This window comes from Ktedonospora formicarum (genome assembly GCF_016587355.1).
GTDB lineage: Bacteria > Chloroflexota > Ktedonobacteria > Ktedonobacterales > Ktedonobacteraceae > Ktedonobacter > Ktedonobacter formicarum.
On the sequence record NZ_BNJF01000011.1, the window covers coordinates 209,242 to 226,243 of the forward strand.

At 54.2% G+C, this 17,002-nt stretch carries 14 protein-coding genes and 1 pseudogene; 5 read left to right on the plus strand and 10 right to left on the minus strand.

The window, feature by feature from the left end:
• Positions 1-476: 476 nt before the first annotated feature.
• The 6 genes and pseudogenes from K3T82_RS46610 to K3T82_RS50820 all read right to left on the minus strand — a co-directional run bounded on the left by K3T82_RS46610 (position 477) and on the right by K3T82_RS50820 (position 5,819).
• Positions 477-713, minus strand: coding sequence for a hypothetical protein (locus K3T82_RS46610; protein WP_220200275.1), 237 nt, complete (start codon positions 711-713; stop codon positions 477-479).
• A 43-nt stretch (positions 714-756) separates the two neighbouring features.
• Positions 757-1,728: a GNAT family N-acetyltransferase gene (locus K3T82_RS46615; protein ID WP_220200276.1), complete on the minus strand. Its 972-nt coding sequence runs from the start codon at positions 1,726-1,728 to the stop codon at positions 757-759.
• Positions 1,729-2,317: 589 nt separating this feature from the next.
• The gene (locus tag K3T82_RS46620) at positions 2,318-3,547 is read right to left on the minus strand and encodes an AraC family transcriptional regulator (protein WP_420799430.1); all 1,230 of its coding nucleotides are present in this window, start codon (positions 3,545-3,547) and stop codon (positions 2,318-2,320) included.
• A pseudogene (locus tag K3T82_RS46625) lies at positions 3,544-4,373 on the minus strand (oxidoreductase). The gene K3T82_RS46620 and the pseudogene K3T82_RS46625 overlap by 4 nt, the downstream one beginning before the upstream one ends.
• A gap of 273 nt (positions 4,374-4,646) precedes the next feature.
• Entirely contained in the window at positions 4,647-5,303 is a 657-nt protein-coding gene (locus K3T82_RS46630; protein WP_220200279.1) for an SMI1/KNR4 family protein, read from the minus strand.
• Between the two features lie 18 nt (positions 5,304-5,321).
• The gene (locus K3T82_RS50820; protein ID WP_420799432.1) at positions 5,322-5,819 is read right to left on the minus strand and encodes an SMI1/KNR4 family protein; all 498 of its coding nucleotides are present in this window, start codon (positions 5,817-5,819) and stop codon (positions 5,322-5,324) included.
• A gap of 352 nt (positions 5,820-6,171) precedes the next feature.
• Between K3T82_RS50820 and K3T82_RS46640 the strand changes: the two genes are divergently transcribed.
• Positions 6,172-6,327, plus strand: coding sequence for a hypothetical protein (locus K3T82_RS46640; RefSeq protein ID WP_220200281.1), 156 nt, complete (start codon positions 6,172-6,174; stop codon positions 6,325-6,327).
• A gap of 265 nt (positions 6,328-6,592) precedes the next feature.
• On the opposite strand, the gene K3T82_RS46645 is transcribed toward K3T82_RS46640, so the two are convergent.
• Positions 6,593-7,003, minus strand: a complete 411-nt coding sequence (locus K3T82_RS46645) for a hypothetical protein (RefSeq protein WP_220200282.1) — start codon at positions 7,001-7,003, stop codon at positions 6,593-6,595.
• 574 nt (positions 7,004-7,577) lie between these two features.
• Here K3T82_RS46645 and K3T82_RS46650 point away from each other — a divergent pair.
• Positions 7,578-8,855, plus strand: coding sequence for a PQQ-like beta-propeller repeat protein (locus tag K3T82_RS46650; protein WP_220200283.1), 1,278 nt, complete (start codon positions 7,578-7,580; stop codon positions 8,853-8,855).
• Positions 8,856-9,089: 234 nt separating this feature from the next.
• Here the strand turns inward: K3T82_RS46650 and K3T82_RS46655 are convergent, their stop codons facing one another.
• From K3T82_RS46655 to K3T82_RS46665, 3 genes are all read right to left on the minus strand, one after another.
• Positions 9,090-9,494 carry a hypothetical protein gene (locus tag K3T82_RS46655; protein WP_220200284.1) on the minus strand — a complete coding sequence of 135 codons (405 nt, stop codon included), beginning with the start codon at positions 9,492-9,494 and terminating at the stop codon, positions 9,090-9,092.
• A 113-nt stretch (positions 9,495-9,607) separates the two neighbouring features.
• Complete coding sequence (locus K3T82_RS46660; protein ID WP_220200285.1) at positions 9,608-10,084, minus strand: nuclear transport factor 2 family protein; 477 nt, start codon at positions 10,082-10,084, stop codon at positions 9,608-9,610.
• Between the two features lie 33 nt (positions 10,085-10,117).
• Positions 10,118-11,815 (minus strand): AAA family ATPase, encoded by a 1,698-nt coding sequence (locus K3T82_RS46665; RefSeq protein ID WP_220200286.1) that lies wholly within the window; start codon positions 11,813-11,815, stop codon positions 10,118-10,120.
• 253 nt (positions 11,816-12,068) lie between these two features.
• Between K3T82_RS46665 and K3T82_RS46670 the strand changes: the two genes are divergently transcribed.
• The 3 genes from K3T82_RS46670 to K3T82_RS46680 all read left to right on the plus strand — a co-directional run.
• Positions 12,069-12,845 carry a TetR/AcrR family transcriptional regulator C-terminal domain-containing protein gene (locus tag K3T82_RS46670; RefSeq protein ID WP_220200287.1) on the plus strand — a complete coding sequence of 259 codons (777 nt, stop codon included), beginning with the start codon at positions 12,069-12,071 and terminating at the stop codon, positions 12,843-12,845.
• A 332-nt stretch (positions 12,846-13,177) separates the two neighbouring features.
• Positions 13,178-15,829: a tetratricopeptide repeat protein gene (locus tag K3T82_RS46675; RefSeq protein ID WP_220200288.1), complete on the plus strand. Its 2,652-nt coding sequence runs from the start codon at positions 13,178-13,180 to the stop codon at positions 15,827-15,829.
• Between the two features lie 552 nt (positions 15,830-16,381).
• Positions 16,382-17,002 (plus strand): alpha/beta hydrolase (locus tag K3T82_RS46680; protein WP_220200289.1); only part of this gene is annotated, 621 nt, incomplete at its 3' end.

Consider the following 17,002-nt stretch of genomic DNA (forward strand, 5'->3'; position numbering starts at 1 on the left):
CACTGTGTCTGAGTTCTGAACCATTCGAGTACAGCTTAGACAATAATCTCTTGGTCTTGCTCGTCTTTCTGTGGAAGCTTTAACGGTTTGGCAATATGGATGTAGCTTGAGACAAGCAACTCAAGTGAGTCGGCCGGAACCCAAAGAATAACGTGGTAGTCCTGACGATGTAAATATGCATATGCAATTGCAATTTGAGTCTTGCCGATGCCACCCAAACCACTCATTACTAGCCTTTGGGAGAGTGCTGCATCAAGTGCAACGATGGCAGAGGGAACGTTTTCAAACGGGAATGAGGGGCAGGGCCATCCAGGTAATAGAGGTCATCAATATACAAGTTAAGCGGGGGAGATGGAATGTGGCTCATGTAAATCATGCAAAAAACCCTCCTCTGGTTTTCTGGAAAAAACCGCGCGCTCCCCTTGTGGGGGAACCAGATTCTGGGGCGAGTTTTCCCATTCGTCAAATGGGCGTCCCTAGGCTCGGCTCTGAGAGATACGGCATTGCCAGGAAAAGCGGAGGAAATTGTGCCAGAAATCAACCGTTTTCTGCGACTTGCTGCTCTGTTTTTCCGGCGCGAGGGCGCTCCTTTCTTCGTGTGATGCAACAACAACACCTAGAGAACCAGTCGAGAAATAGAGCTGACCATTTCCAGACAGAAGCGTATCTTCAGATCTGGTTGGGAGAGGAGAGATAGCGCGCGCCGTGGTCATCTCCCCTCCCTTTAGCCCCTCAGAAAAAGGAAAAGACAGGCATTTAGACAACTGTTGCAAAGACCTTGTGATACAGGTATGTCCGACACAGCAATTGAAAGCCGACGGCTTCATACACAAAACGCGAGGAAGTAAACTCTGTACTCTTCTCCTCCTTCCCGGGATGTTCGCCTGTCACCAATGCCGCCTGCATCCCCCGTTCGCGTAAGCGCTGTAACCCGCCAAGCATGAGCGCCGTGGCCAATCCTTGACGACGAAATTGCGGGCGCGTTCCTACCGGTTCAAACAGGCCCACGCGGTTCACCGGGTCCACCCAGCAGATGCAACCAGCTGCTGGCGTGCCATCAGGGGCCAGAACCATCAGATCGAGTTGAGGATCGTATTGGGGCGTCTTCATCACTGCCAATTGTCGCAAGGTTGCTTCCTCGTAGGTCGAGCTCCCACGTGGAAAAAAAGCATCACGGTGAAGCACACCTCGCATCTCTGCCTCAGACTCTCCAGCAACCGGGCGAATTGTGAATCCTGTTGGCAAAATGGGTGCTGGCACCGGCTCGATCAGCGGTCGGCGGTAGCAATGATAGTACATTTCTTGGCGCTCATATCCTTCACGTTCAAGAAAACTTCCCACCTCCAGATCGTCGCCGGAGGCTAAACTCCAGGCCTGTTCCCATATCTCATATTGATTCTCGCCCTGCTGAAGAGCGCGCTCTTTTACGCGTTGCACTGCCCACTGGTGTACCATACGAAAGCGTTCGTGCGTACGGAAGTCGGGATGAAGCAAGCAGATGATCTCATTCCCGGCAATGATCCCTAAAGCAAGCGCCTCACCATTTTCTTGATACCAGAAATGCCAGTTCTGCTGATCATCAAGCGAACCATCTCGGCACCACCATTGGAGGTCGCCAATGTGCGGATAATCGTTCTGTGGGTCCAGTGCTCGACAGATGGTGACAAATTTCATGGCCTCTACGAGAGCTGGTCCGCCAGAACGCACAAGCGTCACGGCTGTGTTCATGTGTCTGTCTCCTTGTTTTTTCTCATCGTTGCGTTATCGCGTGTTTCCCTTCGTCTGATCAGTGAAATTTTCATCGATCAGGAGCTTCTGTTCCGCTATTGCTGTCAATACATCATTTCACCTGCTTTCATGTGGCTAACAAGTGCACGAGTAGAAACCATCTCATTGTGGCAACACTGACAAAAGCAGGGAACAAACGCGCGAAGCAAACTGTGTCAAGCCGAGTGAGCGAGCCCGTGAGATGGTACGCTACCCGGCGACAAGGAGAGAAACGAGAGGGAGAAAAAAGCACCCAATAAACCACCCCTCAGTTGAGAGACAAACTGAGGTGAGGAGGAAACATGGCACCCTTTTTCTACCGCTTAAGCCATGGTGTGCCGGGCTTAAGCGGCGAAGGTGCTTGTGTTGCGGTTATGGTTGCGATGGATCATCCATCCAGGGGTTTTCATTTCCCCTCTCAAGTAGACAGGATTCATGGAGATACCGTAGCATACGGTTGGGATAAATGTCAACCTGAACCGGATCAACACGGGTCTCTCATCGCATCAGAATGAACATGAGATGGAAGGTTTCTCTCGCCTCTCCTTGCTCAGCTCTGCACTCCAGATGCAAGACCCCTCACGGGCCTCGGGTGCGAGCCCTTTATGAGGCTCGTGCGGTACTCCCCTGGTGTTTGACCAGTCCAGCCACGAAATGCCCGGAGAAACGAGTTGCCATCCTGGAAGCCGAGCAAATAGGCAATTTCTCCGAGCGAGGCAGAAGATCGTGAAAGATAGTAGTGGGCCAACTCTCGCCGGGTGATGTTCAAGACTTCCTGGTAACTGGACGACTCCTCCGAGAGCCTGCGTTGTAGGGACCGCTTGCTCATCGCCAGGCGGTCGGCTGCCTCCTCGATCGAGCTCTGACCACCAGGCAGCATCTCCCGCAATGCACTTCTGACCCGCTCTTTCATGCTAGCCTGAGTATCGAGATCGGACAGTTTCTCCTTGAGTCCCGCCTCGAAGAAGTCCCACATAGCTGTATTCTCGGTCAGAAAGGGCTGTCGTGCATCATTGGCGGAAAAGGCTATGCGGTTGGCCGAGCCTTTTGCAAGCGGCACCCCGAAGTACTCCTGATACGGTCCCTTCTGGTCAGGAAGCTGCACCAACTCCACCCATAGCGGCACCATGTGCTTACGTGTGCCCACCCGTGCTAGCTGCGTCAAGAACACCAGTTCCGCTGCCCCCAGGCTGCGCGGGATCGGTTCGGAGTTACCGTAACAATCGAGCATGGCACAGGTCTGGTGAGGAGTGATCTCGACCGCAAGGGTCAGGGGACCAATCAGCTGTTTGAACTGCGAGAGCCGCTGGAACGCGGTGTTGAGATTCGCGCTACAAAGGCTGGCAAAGATCGGCGGATCAAACGCTTCCACCGAAAGGACCTGGCCCATTTTCAGCGGCCACACGTCTGTTCCCGCCGCCTGCTCCAAACCCTGCCACAGGCGAAAGTAGTCAGCCGGACTCAGGCTCGCATCCTTGCGGGCAAACAGGTCGGCGGGTAGCCCCGCCAGTCGCAGGACAAGAGCAGGGTTCACCCCCATATCGCGGATCAGCAATTTCCAGCCAGGCTGCACACTGAAACGGGTGGCCTGCTTCATAGTTTCCTCTTTTCTTGCCCATGCCCGATGAGGCTCCAGTGACCAGGGCGATGGCTGTCTTCGATGCCAAATGCCCTCCTCATTAGTGTAACACAGATCCTCTGGAGACATCAGAGCACACGACAACCCCCAGATCACTAGCAGGTGATCGCCCCATTGGGGGCCGTTGTGCCCGATGATCATGACGGCATGCCAGTGGCTCGGAGGATGAAGGTATCGAACCAGTGGTCGGGCAGAATGTCGTGCAGGGCGATCATGGGTTTGGCGCCGTACCCGACGGCGTAGCGGGTCCTGGGGTGTCGTGCGGTGACAGCCCTGGCAATGGTCTTGGCGATCAGTTCGGGTGGCGATGAGCGTCGCTGGGTGGATTCGGAGCTGAGGGCTTCGGCCATGGCGTTGCCTTGCGAGGCGTAGGGCCGGTGCCGGAGACGGCACGAACCTTCTCTGCGGCGATGCCACCCCACTCGGTCTGGATGCTGCCAGGTTCGATCACCACGACATTGATCCCGAAAGGCGCAAGCTCTATGCGCAAACAGTCACTGATCGCTTCGAGAGCAAACTTGGTGGCGTGGTACCAGGAGCCGAATGGGGTGTAAATCTTGCCGCCCATTGAGGTGATATTGACGATGGTGCCCGAACGCTGCTTACGCATCTGGGGCAGGACGAGCTGAGTAAGCCTGGCTGCGCCGAAGACATTGACCTCAAATTGGGAGCGAGCTTCGGACAGAGGCACGTCTTCCAGCGCGCCGTAGGAGCCGTAGCCAGCATTGTTGACCAGGACGTTGATATGGCCTTCCGAGGCGAGGATCTGCGAGACGGCGGACTGCATGGATTCATCATCGGTGACATCCAACGCCAGCGGGCGAATCCCGCATTCTTTGAGGCGTTGCATCCTCTCAACTCTTCGTGCGCCAGCATACACCGTATACCCTGTTTGGGCGAGGGCCAGTGCAGTCGCTTCGCCGATACCGGACGAGCCCCCTGTGACGAGGGCGATTTTTGTCGTCATTGTCGTGATCTCCTTTTTCTTGGTTCATCCAGAAAGAACTTCTGAAGACATCATAGAACACGACATCTCCTTGCGTCACTAGCCATCGGTGCCAATTCCCCTGCAAATGATGCCATGTTGAGAGCGGAGGATGACAGAACCACTTGCATGTGACAGGGGAACACGGTGTGATACGGACAGATCTGTTTTCTCTTCACCCTCCCGGGAAGGTGCCATTTGCCAACCCTCCACAATTTGCTGATCTATTAGATCACCGAATTGCCCTAGATCTGGCTATGGATCTGGCTCTGGCTCTCTCTCCATCCACTGCTCAAACCACTCTTGAAGGGATAGAGCTTGGAATTCCAAGCGATAGGTATGTCGTTTTTTTCCCATAGAGACGAGAAATATCCGTTCAGTTATGCAATCAATGCACGATACTTTGGCTCCATACCAGTCACAGAGATAGAGCATAGAGCGTGGCCACGTTTTTTGGGGGAGCTCTAGAGGTTCTTCGGCTTCCCAAGTATGGGGGTATGTCTCAAGATCAATAAGTCGATCATGCTGTACATGATACTGGTACATATCGACGAGATTCCCTGCCTCATCGAAGCCCTCCAGCGCACCTAGCAAACCATATCCAGGGCCAAAACCTCCATTAGCAACGTGCAAATAGAGTGCTCGTAACAGAGGTGGCAAAGGAAAGCCAAGCTCCTGTTCTGTCTTCAGTAATTGTTCGTTCGTAGCAGGTGGATAGGCAAAACTGGTCTTACGTGGGTGATCATCAGGGTCGTTGTCAATGGTTATCTTCTTCCCAGAACTGTCGTAGAAGACCTCATATCGACTCGCTGGGCTCATGCGAGAGGTATTATACTCTTCACCTCCGTACCAGCGCAGCTGCTGGCATTTCCCAAGAATACGCTTGCAGAGAATGATGGCTGGTTCATGCATGTTCTTGTCCTTTTGTCTTCATTCGGCCCACACATCAACCCCGTTCAACCAAAGGTCGAACCATTCATAGAGCGAGTCTGCCTCGTGGCGAAAAATATATCCATTGCGCTCTAGTCCACCCCTAAAAATGTGACCAGAGACACAATCGACATAAGACACGATCCCACAGCCCCAATGGCAAAGCCAAAAAAGATTGTCAGGCCAGGCGTAGTCTGGAACCGCAAAAGTAGCAGATGCACTCGTTTTCCGCAAGTAAATGGCAAGATTCACTGGTCTGCTGGATCTCTCCCAGGCTGAGTCATCCGACTTCCTAAGCACATGATCTTGTATTTGCGGAAGGCCATACCCAGGTCCAAATCCGCCATTGGCTACCTGTGTATAGAGTGTACGCAATAACGGTGGGAGTGGATAACCGAGCGCCTCTTCTTCTGCAACCACATCCTTTTCAGAGGCAGGTGGATATTCAAATTCAGTCTGGAGGGGAAATCGAGGTCTGCCTCTAGATTGATGGCATATTGTTTCCGGTTGCGATCATACCAGTATCTCGTGCTGTGGAAAGAAATAACGTAAGATCCAGAGCGTTTAGGAACGTCTCTTTCACGCATTTGTCGCACAATTTCAAATGGATTATATGCGTCTGGGCCATGCCAGCGTTGTTGAAGACACCTTGCTCTAATACGCTGACATACTTCTTCATAGCTCTCATCCATAAGCTCTCTTCCCTTTCCTTGGTGGCAAATACATTGCACAATACAGATGGCCTCATCAATGGTGGCATACGGCGTTTGGTTACCATCGTGCAGGTCTGCTTTGTCCGCACGCATGGGAACCTACGATCTCATCGATTTCATTGTGGTCCTCATGGGCTATGGCTCTCTCTGGTGAACCAACCCTGCAAGTCTTCTACGAGCACCTGAATCGCAATGCCCGTCCCGCCGATGCTCCTCGACTCTCGGTCCTCTTACATGGCCTGCCAGTGCGCTTCTTTGAGACTTTTGGCTCTCCTGTTCAGGCCGTCGCGTAATCCTCATACGCGCTCACGGCTTCGCCCATGGGTATAGCCTCCGCGAGCAGCAGGCCGTCCATGGTGTCAGCGTGGATGATCTACTCAGCCTCCGCCTGGGCAGAAGGTCGAGCCCGAACTGTCCGTAGAGCATGTCCAGCTCCTCCTTCTCCAAGTAGCTAGCTTGAAGCATCTCCTTCAAAAGCCACTATATGGTTCACAATGCCACTATATGGGTTAAAAAAGCACAAATTGGAGATCGGGAAAGCGTGACTCGTTGAGAAACCTACCTCTTTATGAGCGCAATTACCACATAAGCAATTGCTAAAATAGCTATGGTTATAACTACCACTTTCTCTTGATAGGGAAAGTATTCAAACGATCGCTTGGTCTTCCTGTTATACATGTCATAATGAGCAGCTAGAGCAAATGGATAACCAATAAATAAAAGCACAGCAAGACCAAATGCATATGTTATGAATTTCTGGTTGGCGAAGCCAAGCACAGGAAGGATGTATATGCCGATTACTAACACGAACATTGAGAAAAGATTCACTATATCCGCTGGGGGAAGCCACGTAATTCTTTCTTTTTCTCCTATAGAAATCTCACGGTTGACGCGTGCAGCAAATGAGGTGACTTGGAACCCCAGGAGAATGCCCGCTGCTGTCCATAAATCTGAGAGTTGTATGTTCATATCCTAATGGCGCTCCTTGCAAAGAAATACATATATGCTTATTTAAACGTTTGAAGAAGCCCAACTCAACAATCACGTCTCAATCGCGTCTCAGGTACTGTTCGAGGAACTGCATGAGGAGAAGGCCAATACTCTGGCAATAGCGCTGCGAAGGGGGCATCACAATCTAGAATTGACCTCCTGAAACAGTGGAGGGCGCTCGGCATCGCGCCGAGCCTCTCCGTTTCTCGCTGGCAAGACACTGTGCAATAGGAATGTGGGTGGGCCTCTCGGCATGTATACGCCAGTCAGGCCACATGCACGTTGAGAAGACGCTCGCGTTTTGTTGCGCTGTTGCCCTTCTGTTTGCCCCTTCTCATTCTTGGAACCTCATCGTTGTTATGGCTAGCTGAGCGCTTACCCTTTGCGTTTTTGAGGCCATTACGCAACAGCCTGTGCGCCGTGTTGCGCCTGGCAGCGAAAAAAGGGGACACATTTATGGGCCGTTTCGATATGGGTCAATTGACCCATGCACAAGAGGGCAAACAGAGAGTATCTTTGATATTTAAAATATCTAAGATAAATGAGGATCACAATGAAAATCATTCCCTCAATCAATCTCATCTTTTATCTCTTTATTTTTCTGGCACTTCTTTTGCTTATAGTGACACTCGTTGTCTTGCTGCGAAGTAAACACGCTCGCAAGGTCAAAGCGCTCTTCTTCGGCGGCGCTTGCTGTCTGCAACTGGTGACGATTGCCTCTCCAATCTATTTGTATAGCAACAAGCCTGCTCCGCTTGCTTCTCCTTGCCTGCTTATTGGCGTTGATCAGCATTACCAAATTGTGGCACTCAATGCGCGGGATGGTTCGGTGCGTTGGACACACCAGGCTCAGACGCTCTCCACGAATGGTTCAGGTAATGTGTTCTATACCAGTGACATCAACAATAGAGGGAGCATTATCACAGCGTGGACAGCCAGCAGTGGCACGCAAATTTGGCAAACCTCTCTCCAGGCCAATGGGATGCTTGAGTACCTGATGGGTGCCAACGGATTCGTGTATGTTGATGTGGCTATGGGATGGTCTGATGAGGTCGTTTACGCGCTACGAGCTACCGATGGAAAACTTACCTGGAAACATACTATACATCTTCGCAGTGGCCTAGGAGACGCCCGAAACCCTCTCCTTATTACTGCTGGAAATGGTCTGGTTTTTGTGCGGGCGCAGGAGAGTAGCTTCTCCGTGTTACATGCAAACGATGGCTCGCTGGCCTGGCATTTTTCGCCAAACATCCCGCAAGGACGTTTTGTCTACAATTCTCAGCTTGTGTTGGTTGGACAGAACGTTTACTATCTCCAGGACCTTGCAGGCGACCAGGGTGTCTCGCTTTTCGCTTTCTCGCAAGGGAACGGAAAACCCTTATGGCAAAGGCCCCTCCAGGGGTCAAGTAACTATGCCAGCGGGCTTGCAGGTGCAGGGACACATCTCTATCTGAGTATCAATGGGCAGATAATCGTCTTGAATGCGCTCAACGGCACGCAGCTTTGGCACAGTCCACTTTACATGGGCAGAACTTTTATGGTAATTGAAGCCAGGGGCATTGCCTATATCCCTGGCAACGGTGCTCTCAATGCGCTGGATGAGCGCAATGGGAAGATTCTCTGGAGCCTGGATGCTGACCCCGACGGCAATTTTACGGAGCTAGTGCTCTCTCAGAATGTCCTTTTTGCTTCAGCACGAGCCATTGCGCCGCATATCTTCAATCCTGGTTCAGGCCAGGACGCTGTTGTTGCAATCGATCCTGCTCATGGCTCAGTCTATTGGAGTACAACCAACGCTGCCAGATTTATTGGCATTTTTAATCTCTTCTGAGCAAGGCATCGATCTGTGAACAGGGCAAAGTCATCTGATCCCACGACAAAGCCCATCTGTGGGCTCTCTTGCGTGATTGAGGTTGCAGACAGTTCCACGGCGAGATGAGTCTTCAAGAGCGTATAGCACATGGACAAACGCATGGGACGGGTTCCTTTTCTGCTGGTAGAAAAAAAGCCAGCCTCATGAGGGGTGAGTCTTGAGGCTGGCTGGTTGTGGGAGGGAGATGAGAAATCATTGAGGGTGTGGTGCGGACACCTGAAGTTGCTCCAACACGTGCATCAGGGCCTCTACACACTGCTCGTCCTGTGAATCGTAGCACGGTGCCCGCCACAGGTCATGGTAGGCCGCATCCCAAGAGGACAATTCCATATACAGGAGTCCGCGAACCTTATAGAGCCGATGGTATGCTGGATCTGCACCGGGCCATCGCTCCTGATCCAGCATACATCTGTGCTGGCATCCCAGCATCGAGAGCACAACTCCTCTCTGAGCAGAGAGTTCCGCATGCACAGGTTGATAGCTTGAGACGCTTCCCTTTGAAAGGGAGAGCGTCTCAAACGTTTTTGTGAGCAGGACATATGCTTCCTGCAAGCGGCGGAGGTTGGTGAGAGAGTCAGCCAGCCTCCATACAAGCATGGGATACACGATATATGAGCTCGGGGCATGGAGTCGCGTTTGTAGGCTATATGAAAATGCTTGCGATACATGATACAAACGGAGAGACGTGTGCCGAATGAAAATCTCACAGGTCATGAATAAGGATGGTTCACAATGCTTGCAAAACCTGAACCGGTGCGCCATGTATTATGCACCGCTAGCTCATTGATCCGCCATCCAGATACAGTCTTTTCGGCTTTGGCCTGCACAACGCTGCCAGCTAAGAAGTAGCTTTCAAGCCCATTTGGGTCGCCATGACCATCTGCCCAAAGATGCATCGCAACAAGATTGGCTCGTACCTCGGCATCGTCGCCGTTGATCGTGGTCACTTGATTACTGACGAGGTGCTGCGTAGCTCGAAATCGAACAAAACTTTGATGTTGGCTTTCTCCGATCCTACGTGGACCAACCACGGAAACTCCGTTTGGTCGCTCAACTTTTGCATCAGCGGTAAAAATACTGCTTAGTGTTGTCTCGTCGAAGTTTTTTTCGTCAAGTGCTCGAAAGAACTGATGGAGCAACTCTGTGATCTCAAGTCGATCAAACCATAGGTGTTCCTTGCTGTTCATATCGTGATTCTCTCCTTTTTAGGCTAGCACGAATCATGGCGATTCGTGGAGCGGTTTTGTGAGACACGCTGAGAGCTCCCCGTGCTCAAGCAGCGGGGGTTCCAGAGGTTCGGCCCACGCTTCCAGTTCTTCTCGCCAAAGGAGATGAGCAGGCTCTAGTGGGAGTTCCCCTGGACTTTCGGGCAGACGCACTCTGGCTCGGGTCAGACCCAAGCTTCGGGGCAGGACCTGCCCCTCTTTCGCACGTTGGATGAGGCACTCGTGTGCTGCCCGCAGGCGCGCCTCCGCACCTTCCCAATACGCCTGGTATCGGGCACACGAAGGGATGGGATCTGCAGGATCAAGGTAGGCGGCAAGAAATGCTGAGTAGAGATCGCGCTGGATGGGACCCACGCCGCATGCGCACTGATGCCAGCGCTGAGAGAGCGGTTTCTTGACCTTCTTGCCACAGCCATGACACCACTGACTCAGCGCCGTGGTGCGTGTGGGAACTTCGACCAGGGTGCCGCCCGTGCTTGCAACCCCCAAAGGGGGCACGGCGGTGCGTGTCAACAGTGCTACAAACATCCCTGGGGCTCGCAGTCCCACGCTCTTGCCATAGGTTTTTTGCCATGCCTTGTAGGAAATCTTTTCGAGGATGATGGTCTTGCCCAGCGCCATCACCTCATGGACTTTACGGCCATGGAGGCTCTTGCGGTGTGCTGCCAGCTTCCTCTCTTTGGTCGCCTTGCGCCGCCTGGTCGCCTGAGAGTGCTTGCTCTGCTTCCATTGTCGCTTCTGTTTGCTCTGCTTCCTGATGCGTCCCTTCTCGTCATAGTGCTCTGGGTTGCCTGCTCGCCTTTGCCGATCCATCTGCCGCTGCAGACGACGAATGGCCTTGGCGTCAGGAGCCAGTTCGGCGCACAACACCTCCAGACTGGCCTGCCCCTCTTGGGGAACGAGCGCCAGGGTCGAGGGACCCAGGTCAGCGCCAACGATCCCTTGTCCAACCGTGTGCTTCGCTTTGCGGTGAGGCGTGCCCTCTAAGGCGAGCTGCACACAGTAGCGGTTGCCTTCTGCATCGGCTCCAGCCGCTCTCTTGCTGCTGGCGGGACGCTGGAGGAGGCGGGCGTACTTGATGCGATGTCTCAGGCCATGACACACCACCTCGTCCTGCCAATCGATGAGGGCTGGGAGACGGTCCCCATTCCAGAGCAGGAATCCTGCGTTCCCCTTCTCGGGTGGCTGCAGGACAAAGCGCAGACCGGTGTCATTGCGCTTGTTCTCGATGCTGCAGAAGCCTCGCCCTCGGCTCTTGAACCGCACCCGTCTGGCCTTGCCGAGGCAGACACGATTGAGGGCACGGTAGGCGCGGCTCGCCAGCGTTTGAGCCAGCACGGCATCGATGTGCTCGGCAATCCAGCCCACACGCAAGCCCTTGACCGCTTGATGCAGGGCGGCTTCGGTGAAGCCATGAGCTGTGCGCAAGGTGGAGAAGGCCGCCGCTCGCTGAGCCTTGTGGGCGCGAGAAATGGAGCGAGCCTCCTGCCAGGCGGGATCAGCGCGCATGCGGCGCAGGCGTCTTTGCCCGAGGGAAAGGATGGCATTGGAGAGCTGACGGGCCGCTTCCAGATGGGCACGCACGCGCTTGGCCTGCCCGGCGTTCACCACGAGAGGCAGTTCCAGCAGGAAGGTGGGGGTACGGATCTTGGGTGCTTGTGTGTGGTTACTTGCAGCCTGAGGCTTCATCATCCCATCTCTCCTGTGCATGACACTTTGTGGCTAGACCATATGTTCCATAGAATAGCAGCATGGTGACCCCTCGTCAAGTACCCCACCATCCGCTGTTGTGAGGATCCACCCCTCCCCTGCGCCATTCAAGGAACGGCGATGCATCCCTGCCATCAATGAGCAGGGCTTTCTCGCTCGGCTTCTTGTAAGAATATTCCCCCTTTCATTACACTGTATATTGCCTATACAGTGTATAGTTGCTATACTAGCAGCTATGAGAAAAAAAGTCAACCGTGATTCAGCAGAACCATCGGTTCCCGAACAGACGACAAATCTGATCTGGGAGAGACCGGAACGCCCTCGTCCCGTTCGGCCAGCGCTCTCGCGAGAGCGAATTGTCCAGATTGCTCTGGATCTCGCGGATACTGAAGGTATTGACGCCATTTCCACTCGGCGAATTGCAGCCGCTCTTTCGGTCAGCGCGATGGCGCTGTACGGGTACATTGAACGCAAAGAGGACGTGCTTGATCTGATGATCGATGCCGTTTACGGCGAAGTGACGATCCAGTTACAGCAGGATCCGCGAGGTTGGCGTTCCAATCTCCAGGAGATCGCTGTGCAAACACGGGCAGTCATGCACCGCCATCCCTGGTTTGCCTCTCTGATTGGTCATCGGGCCGTTCTGGGACCCAACGCACTCAAGCAGACTGATTATCGCCTGGGGATCGTGAGCCAACTTGGCTTCGATATGACGACCAGCCGGAGCATCCTAGCTATGTTCAATGCGTATGTTGTGGGGTTTGTCCTCTTCGAAATGGGGGAAGCCGAAGCGCAACGCCGCACAGGACTCAGTGAGCAGGAATGGCAACAACAAGTAGGCCCCTACGTGCAAGAGCATATCATCGACAGTGGACGTTACCCGCACCTGACCCAGGCCCTGGTTGAAGGCGAAGAAGCTTCTGCGAATGAAATGTTTCTCTTTGGGCTAACGCGACTGCTGGAAGGAATTGCCGCTTACGCTGCTTCTTCCAATTCCAACCACGAGAAATAATGGCTGACTATTCCCGCCCGCACACCGCAACAGTTAAGAGATTTAGGCAGCAAGGGGGCGAACACATCGGACCTCTTCCCTTTGTGCTCACGGACTACGCAACAACTTTTTTCTCAGCAGTGATTTGAGCTTGAGATTTTTTTATCTGCGACACGTCTCCGAAGCAGGAGAAGCGTGTTGTGAGACCTCTAGCGAATATGGTATGATGGGGATGGAAGCAAAACAAAAAAACTCTCCTGGAACATGCACATGGGCTCCTCCTCGCTATGTCACTTGTGAGAAATTGCTCATGAGAGGAGACCATTTCGGGATTAAGAGAGATACTTCTCCTCGTGGAAAACCACCAGAACAAAACTACGGAACAGCTCTTTCCCCTGCCTGCTCCCTCTGGGAAGCTGGATGGAGCTTCACTACCCGGCTTACCGCTTCCCTTGACCCGCCTTCTTGGCAGGGCACAGGAGGTAGAGGAGGGTGAGCGCCTGCTGCATGACACGCAGGTTCGTCTGCTCACAGTCACAGGGACCGGCGGCGTCGGAAAATCCCGTGTGGCGCTCGCCATCGCGGCTCAGGTACAGCACGACTTTCCTGATGGCGTTTACCTGTTCAACCTGGCACCTGTTCAAGACGCTTCCTTTGTCCTCCCTACTTTGTTTGAGGCTTTTTCCTTCCAGCAAAAGAGTGCCCATCCTCCTTTGGAGGAGTTGATCCTCTCTCTGCGCACGAGGCACCTGTTGCTGGTACTGGATAACTTCGAGCAGGTTATCGACGCCTCCCCACTCCTGGTCGAATTGCTGACCTCATGCCCCGCGCTCAAGGTCGTTGTAACAAGCCGTGAGCGGCTACATGTGCGGGGAGAACACGAGCTGGAACTTCAGCCGCTTGCGCTCCCTGGTCCACAGATGCCCGTTGGCCCCGAAGCTCTGGCGCAGTATGGGGCCATTGCACTGTTCGTCGAGCGTGCACAGGCTACGCTCCCTTCCTTTCGAATGACTGCCGAGAATGCGCCGCTTGTGGTTGCCATCTGTCAGCGCCTGGACGGGTTGCCTCTGGCTCTTGAATTGGCCGCTGCGCGCCTGGGCGTTCTCTCGCTTCATGCACTGCACCAGCGCCTTACCCGTCGCCTAGCCCTTTTGACAAATGGCCCACGCGATCTTCCCGCACGACAGCAGACCCTTCGTGCGACGCTCCAATGGAGCTATGACTTGCTCACGCCTCTTGAACAGCGCACCTATCGACGGCTCTCGGCCTTCGTCGGCGGATGTACCCTGCCGATACTCGCAGCGATCTCCGCCTGGCCTGAGAGCGAAATGGCTACGCTTGAGGACACCACTACTTCCTTACTAGGCAAGCATCTGCTGGTGAGACAAGAGCAAGAGCACGATGAGCCGCGCTTTGTCATGTTGGAGACGGTGCGTGAATTTGGTTGGGAACAACTGGTTGTTTGTCAGGAAGCAGAGATGGTCAGAGCCGCTCAAGCCCGCTATTTTGTCCAGCTTGCCGAGGCAGCGGCCTCCTCGTCTGGGAATGAACAGGAGAACTGGTTTGAGCGCCTGGAATGGGAGCGCGAGAATCTGCGCATGACGCTGCAATGGCTGGTAGAGCATGCAGAGCAAGAACACAACGCGGAAATGGCGCTGCGCCTGGCTGGCGCTATCGCCCGGTTCTGGACGGTACGCTGGTATCGCTGGTCTAGCAGTCAGGAACGTGACTGGGTTGAACGCACACTTGGCCTCTCGGTCGAGGTTTCCCCGGAGATAAAAGCCAGGGCGCTGCAGGCAGCCGCATGGCTTGCCCTTGTCCAGGATGACGGTGAGCAAGCAGAACGCTTCTATCAGGAAAGCTTGCGTTGTTTTGGTGAGGCCGAGGATGCTCGGGGAAGCGCGGTAGCCTCCTATTGGCTCGGCTATCTAGCCTGGGTCGTCCACCAGGACGAGAAGCACGCCCAATTCTTGTTGGCACAATGCTCTCGGCTCTCCAAAGATGATCCCATGGTGCTGGCCCTTGCCCGGATAACCGCCGGGAATATGGCTCTTGATCAGGGGAAGCTCACGGAGGCACAGACGTGCCTGGAACAGAGCGTCTCCCTCTGTCGCACGACGAAGCAAAAAAAGGATCTGGCGCGTGCGCTCCGGAGCATGGGGCGGCTCCGTTTTGCGCAGGGCGAGACGACGGATGCTCGCGCGCTTTTTGAAGAAAGCCTGGCACTGTGTAGGGAGACAAAGGACGCCTTCCATCTGGCGCGTGCCCTTGATTTGCTCGGCCAGCTTGAGCTAGAGCAGGGAAACACAGAACTGGCACAGCCCTGGCTTGAGGAAGCACGTCGCTCCTATCACGCTCTGGGCACACAACGTCATCTCGCCTGGGTCTCTCTGCGTCTGGCAGAGGCGGGGAGGCAGCAGGAGAAGTACGAAGTGGCGCACGCTTGCTATCTTCAGAGCCTGGAACTATTCGAGCGCCTGAATGAGACCGAAGGCATTGCCTCCGTTCTGCGTTCATGGGGCCAGCTCGCGGCACAGCAGCACAAGCTCCAATGGGCCGCGCGCCTGTGGGGAGCGAGCCAGGTATGGAGCCAGAGGAAAACTTCACAGCATTTCTCACTTCCCGTTGATCACCTGCAACTGACTGGCGCGAACAATGAACCTGTTGTGGCAGCCGTACGCCAGCAGCTCGGCCCGCAGGCCTTCACTACTGCCTGGGAAGAGGGACAGGGGATGTCTCCCACATGCTTTCTCGCTTCGCAGGCCTTGCACGAACCTGTTGCTTCTCAATTACCAACAAGAGAAGTTGGGCCATCTCACCTGACAGAGCGCGAGATTGAAGTCCTGCGTCTGGCCGCGCGGGGACACACAGATGTGCAGATCGCAGAGGCGCTGGTCATCAGCCCCCGCACGGTTCACGCCCATCTGCGCTCCATCTACAGCAAGCTGGGTCTCTCTTCACGTTTCGCCGCTATACGCTACGCACTTGATGCCCAACTGCTCTAATTTCCTCCATCGATTTCCAGTTTCAGCACGCTTCCCGCCAGCAATTCCCCCCATTACCTAGGCAATGCTCTTTCGGCATAGCGGGTGAAAGATAGACACGATTGCCGATGCTTCAAACGACCCTTTCCACATATACTCCAATCAACAGAGTTGGAAAGTGATCCAGGTAGGACCTGGCAAGAGGATGGGCATCCTCCTGACGGATCCCCGCTTGCGCATCAGCGCATTGAAAAACGGATATGGATTCTGAACAAATGGTATTGGACAAAACGGGTCCCAACAGAAAAACCCGCCTAAAATCCTGCTGAGATGGAATAGAATGTATTCCCCTTGTTTCAGTACGTACCCTAAGGACGTCGCTTCTGGTCAATTCAGAGCGGCGTCTTGAGAAAAAACCGATTCTGTCGTGGGGAGTGGATCTGGGAATAGAGAAGCTTGGGAGAAGCAGTTGAAGTATTTTGCCTCACCCACATTACAAGTATCCCTCCGAGGTCCTGCGTCAGCACCAGTGGGCGATGTCCCTGGAAAAACAGAAGAAAAGAGAGTGAAAAGATGAGCCTTTCAATAACCAAACAACCCATTCTGATCCGGGCAGGTCATAGTGACCTCTCGGGAGTCTATGCGAACCCTTCGAGCGCTCCTCGCGCTCTGATTGTGGCCTTGCATGGGGGCAGCAACTCAGCCGCTATCTTTGATAACACCATCCCTGGCGAAGCAGGATTCCTCGATACAGCGGCTTCTCTTGGGTACGCGGTGCTGGCGCTGGATCGACCGGGCTATAAGGCCAGCCAACAGATCGCCGAAGATCTGAGCACCTTTGACGGTCAGATCGCCCTTCTGCGGCTCGCGCTAACCGCAGCCTGGGAGCAGTATGGAGCCGACTCGGCGGGAATCGTTCTGCTTGGCCAATCCTTCGGGGGCCTCATTGCCCTTGGGCTGGCTGGCAGCCAGCCTGATGTCCCTTTACTTGGTGTAAGCTCTCATGGGACAGCATTACGCTGGTTGCCAGGTGCCCTCCAACGCTTTCAAAGCTTGCTGACCGATGCCCCATTCGCCCAGCTTCCTTTCGACGAGAACTCCAGGTCCCTTGGGCCTGCCAACAGTTGGGTTCATGAGGCCCGAGAACGCTTGAAGCAGAGTCGAACTCCTATGCCGATGGCGGAGTTGCGTGAG

Excerpts from the sequence above, each read along its gene's own strand:
- K3T82_RS46670 (WP_220200287.1), top strand. The coding sequence starts at position 12,069 with ATGAGAAAAAAAGTCAACCGTGATTCAGCAGAACCATCGGTTCCCGAA.
- K3T82_RS46610 (WP_220200275.1), bottom strand. The coding sequence starts at position 713 with ATGACCACGGCGCGCGCTATCTCTCCTCTCCCAACCAGATCTGAAGAT.
- K3T82_RS46655 (WP_220200284.1), bottom strand. The coding sequence starts at position 9,494 with ATGCTTGTATGGAGGCTGGCTGACTCTCTCACCAACCTCCGCCGCTTG.
- K3T82_RS46615 (WP_220200276.1), bottom strand. The coding sequence starts at position 1,728 with ATGAACACAGCCGTGACGCTTGTGCGTTCTGGCGGACCAGCTCTCGTA.
- K3T82_RS46640 (WP_220200281.1), top strand. The coding sequence starts at position 6,172 with ATGGCTCTCTCTGGTGAACCAACCCTGCAAGTCTTCTACGAGCACCTG.
- K3T82_RS46630 (WP_220200279.1), bottom strand. The coding sequence starts at position 5,303 with ATGCATGAACCAGCCATCATTCTCTGCAAGCGTATTCTTGGGAAATGC.
- K3T82_RS46665 (WP_220200286.1), bottom strand. The coding sequence starts at position 11,815 with ATGATGAAGCCTCAGGCTGCAAGTAACCACACACAAGCACCCAAGATC.
- K3T82_RS46660 (WP_220200285.1), bottom strand. The coding sequence starts at position 10,084 with ATGAACAGCAAGGAACACCTATGGTTTGATCGACTTGAGATCACAGAG.
- K3T82_RS46645 (WP_220200282.1), bottom strand. The coding sequence starts at position 7,003 with ATGAACATACAACTCTCAGATTTATGGACAGCAGCGGGCATTCTCCTG.
- K3T82_RS46620 (WP_420799430.1), bottom strand. The coding sequence starts at position 3,547 with ATGATCATCGGGCACAACGGCCCCCAATGGGGCGATCACCTGCTAGTG.
- K3T82_RS46650 (WP_220200283.1), top strand. The coding sequence starts at position 7,578 with ATGAAAATCATTCCCTCAATCAATCTCATCTTTTATCTCTTTATTTTT.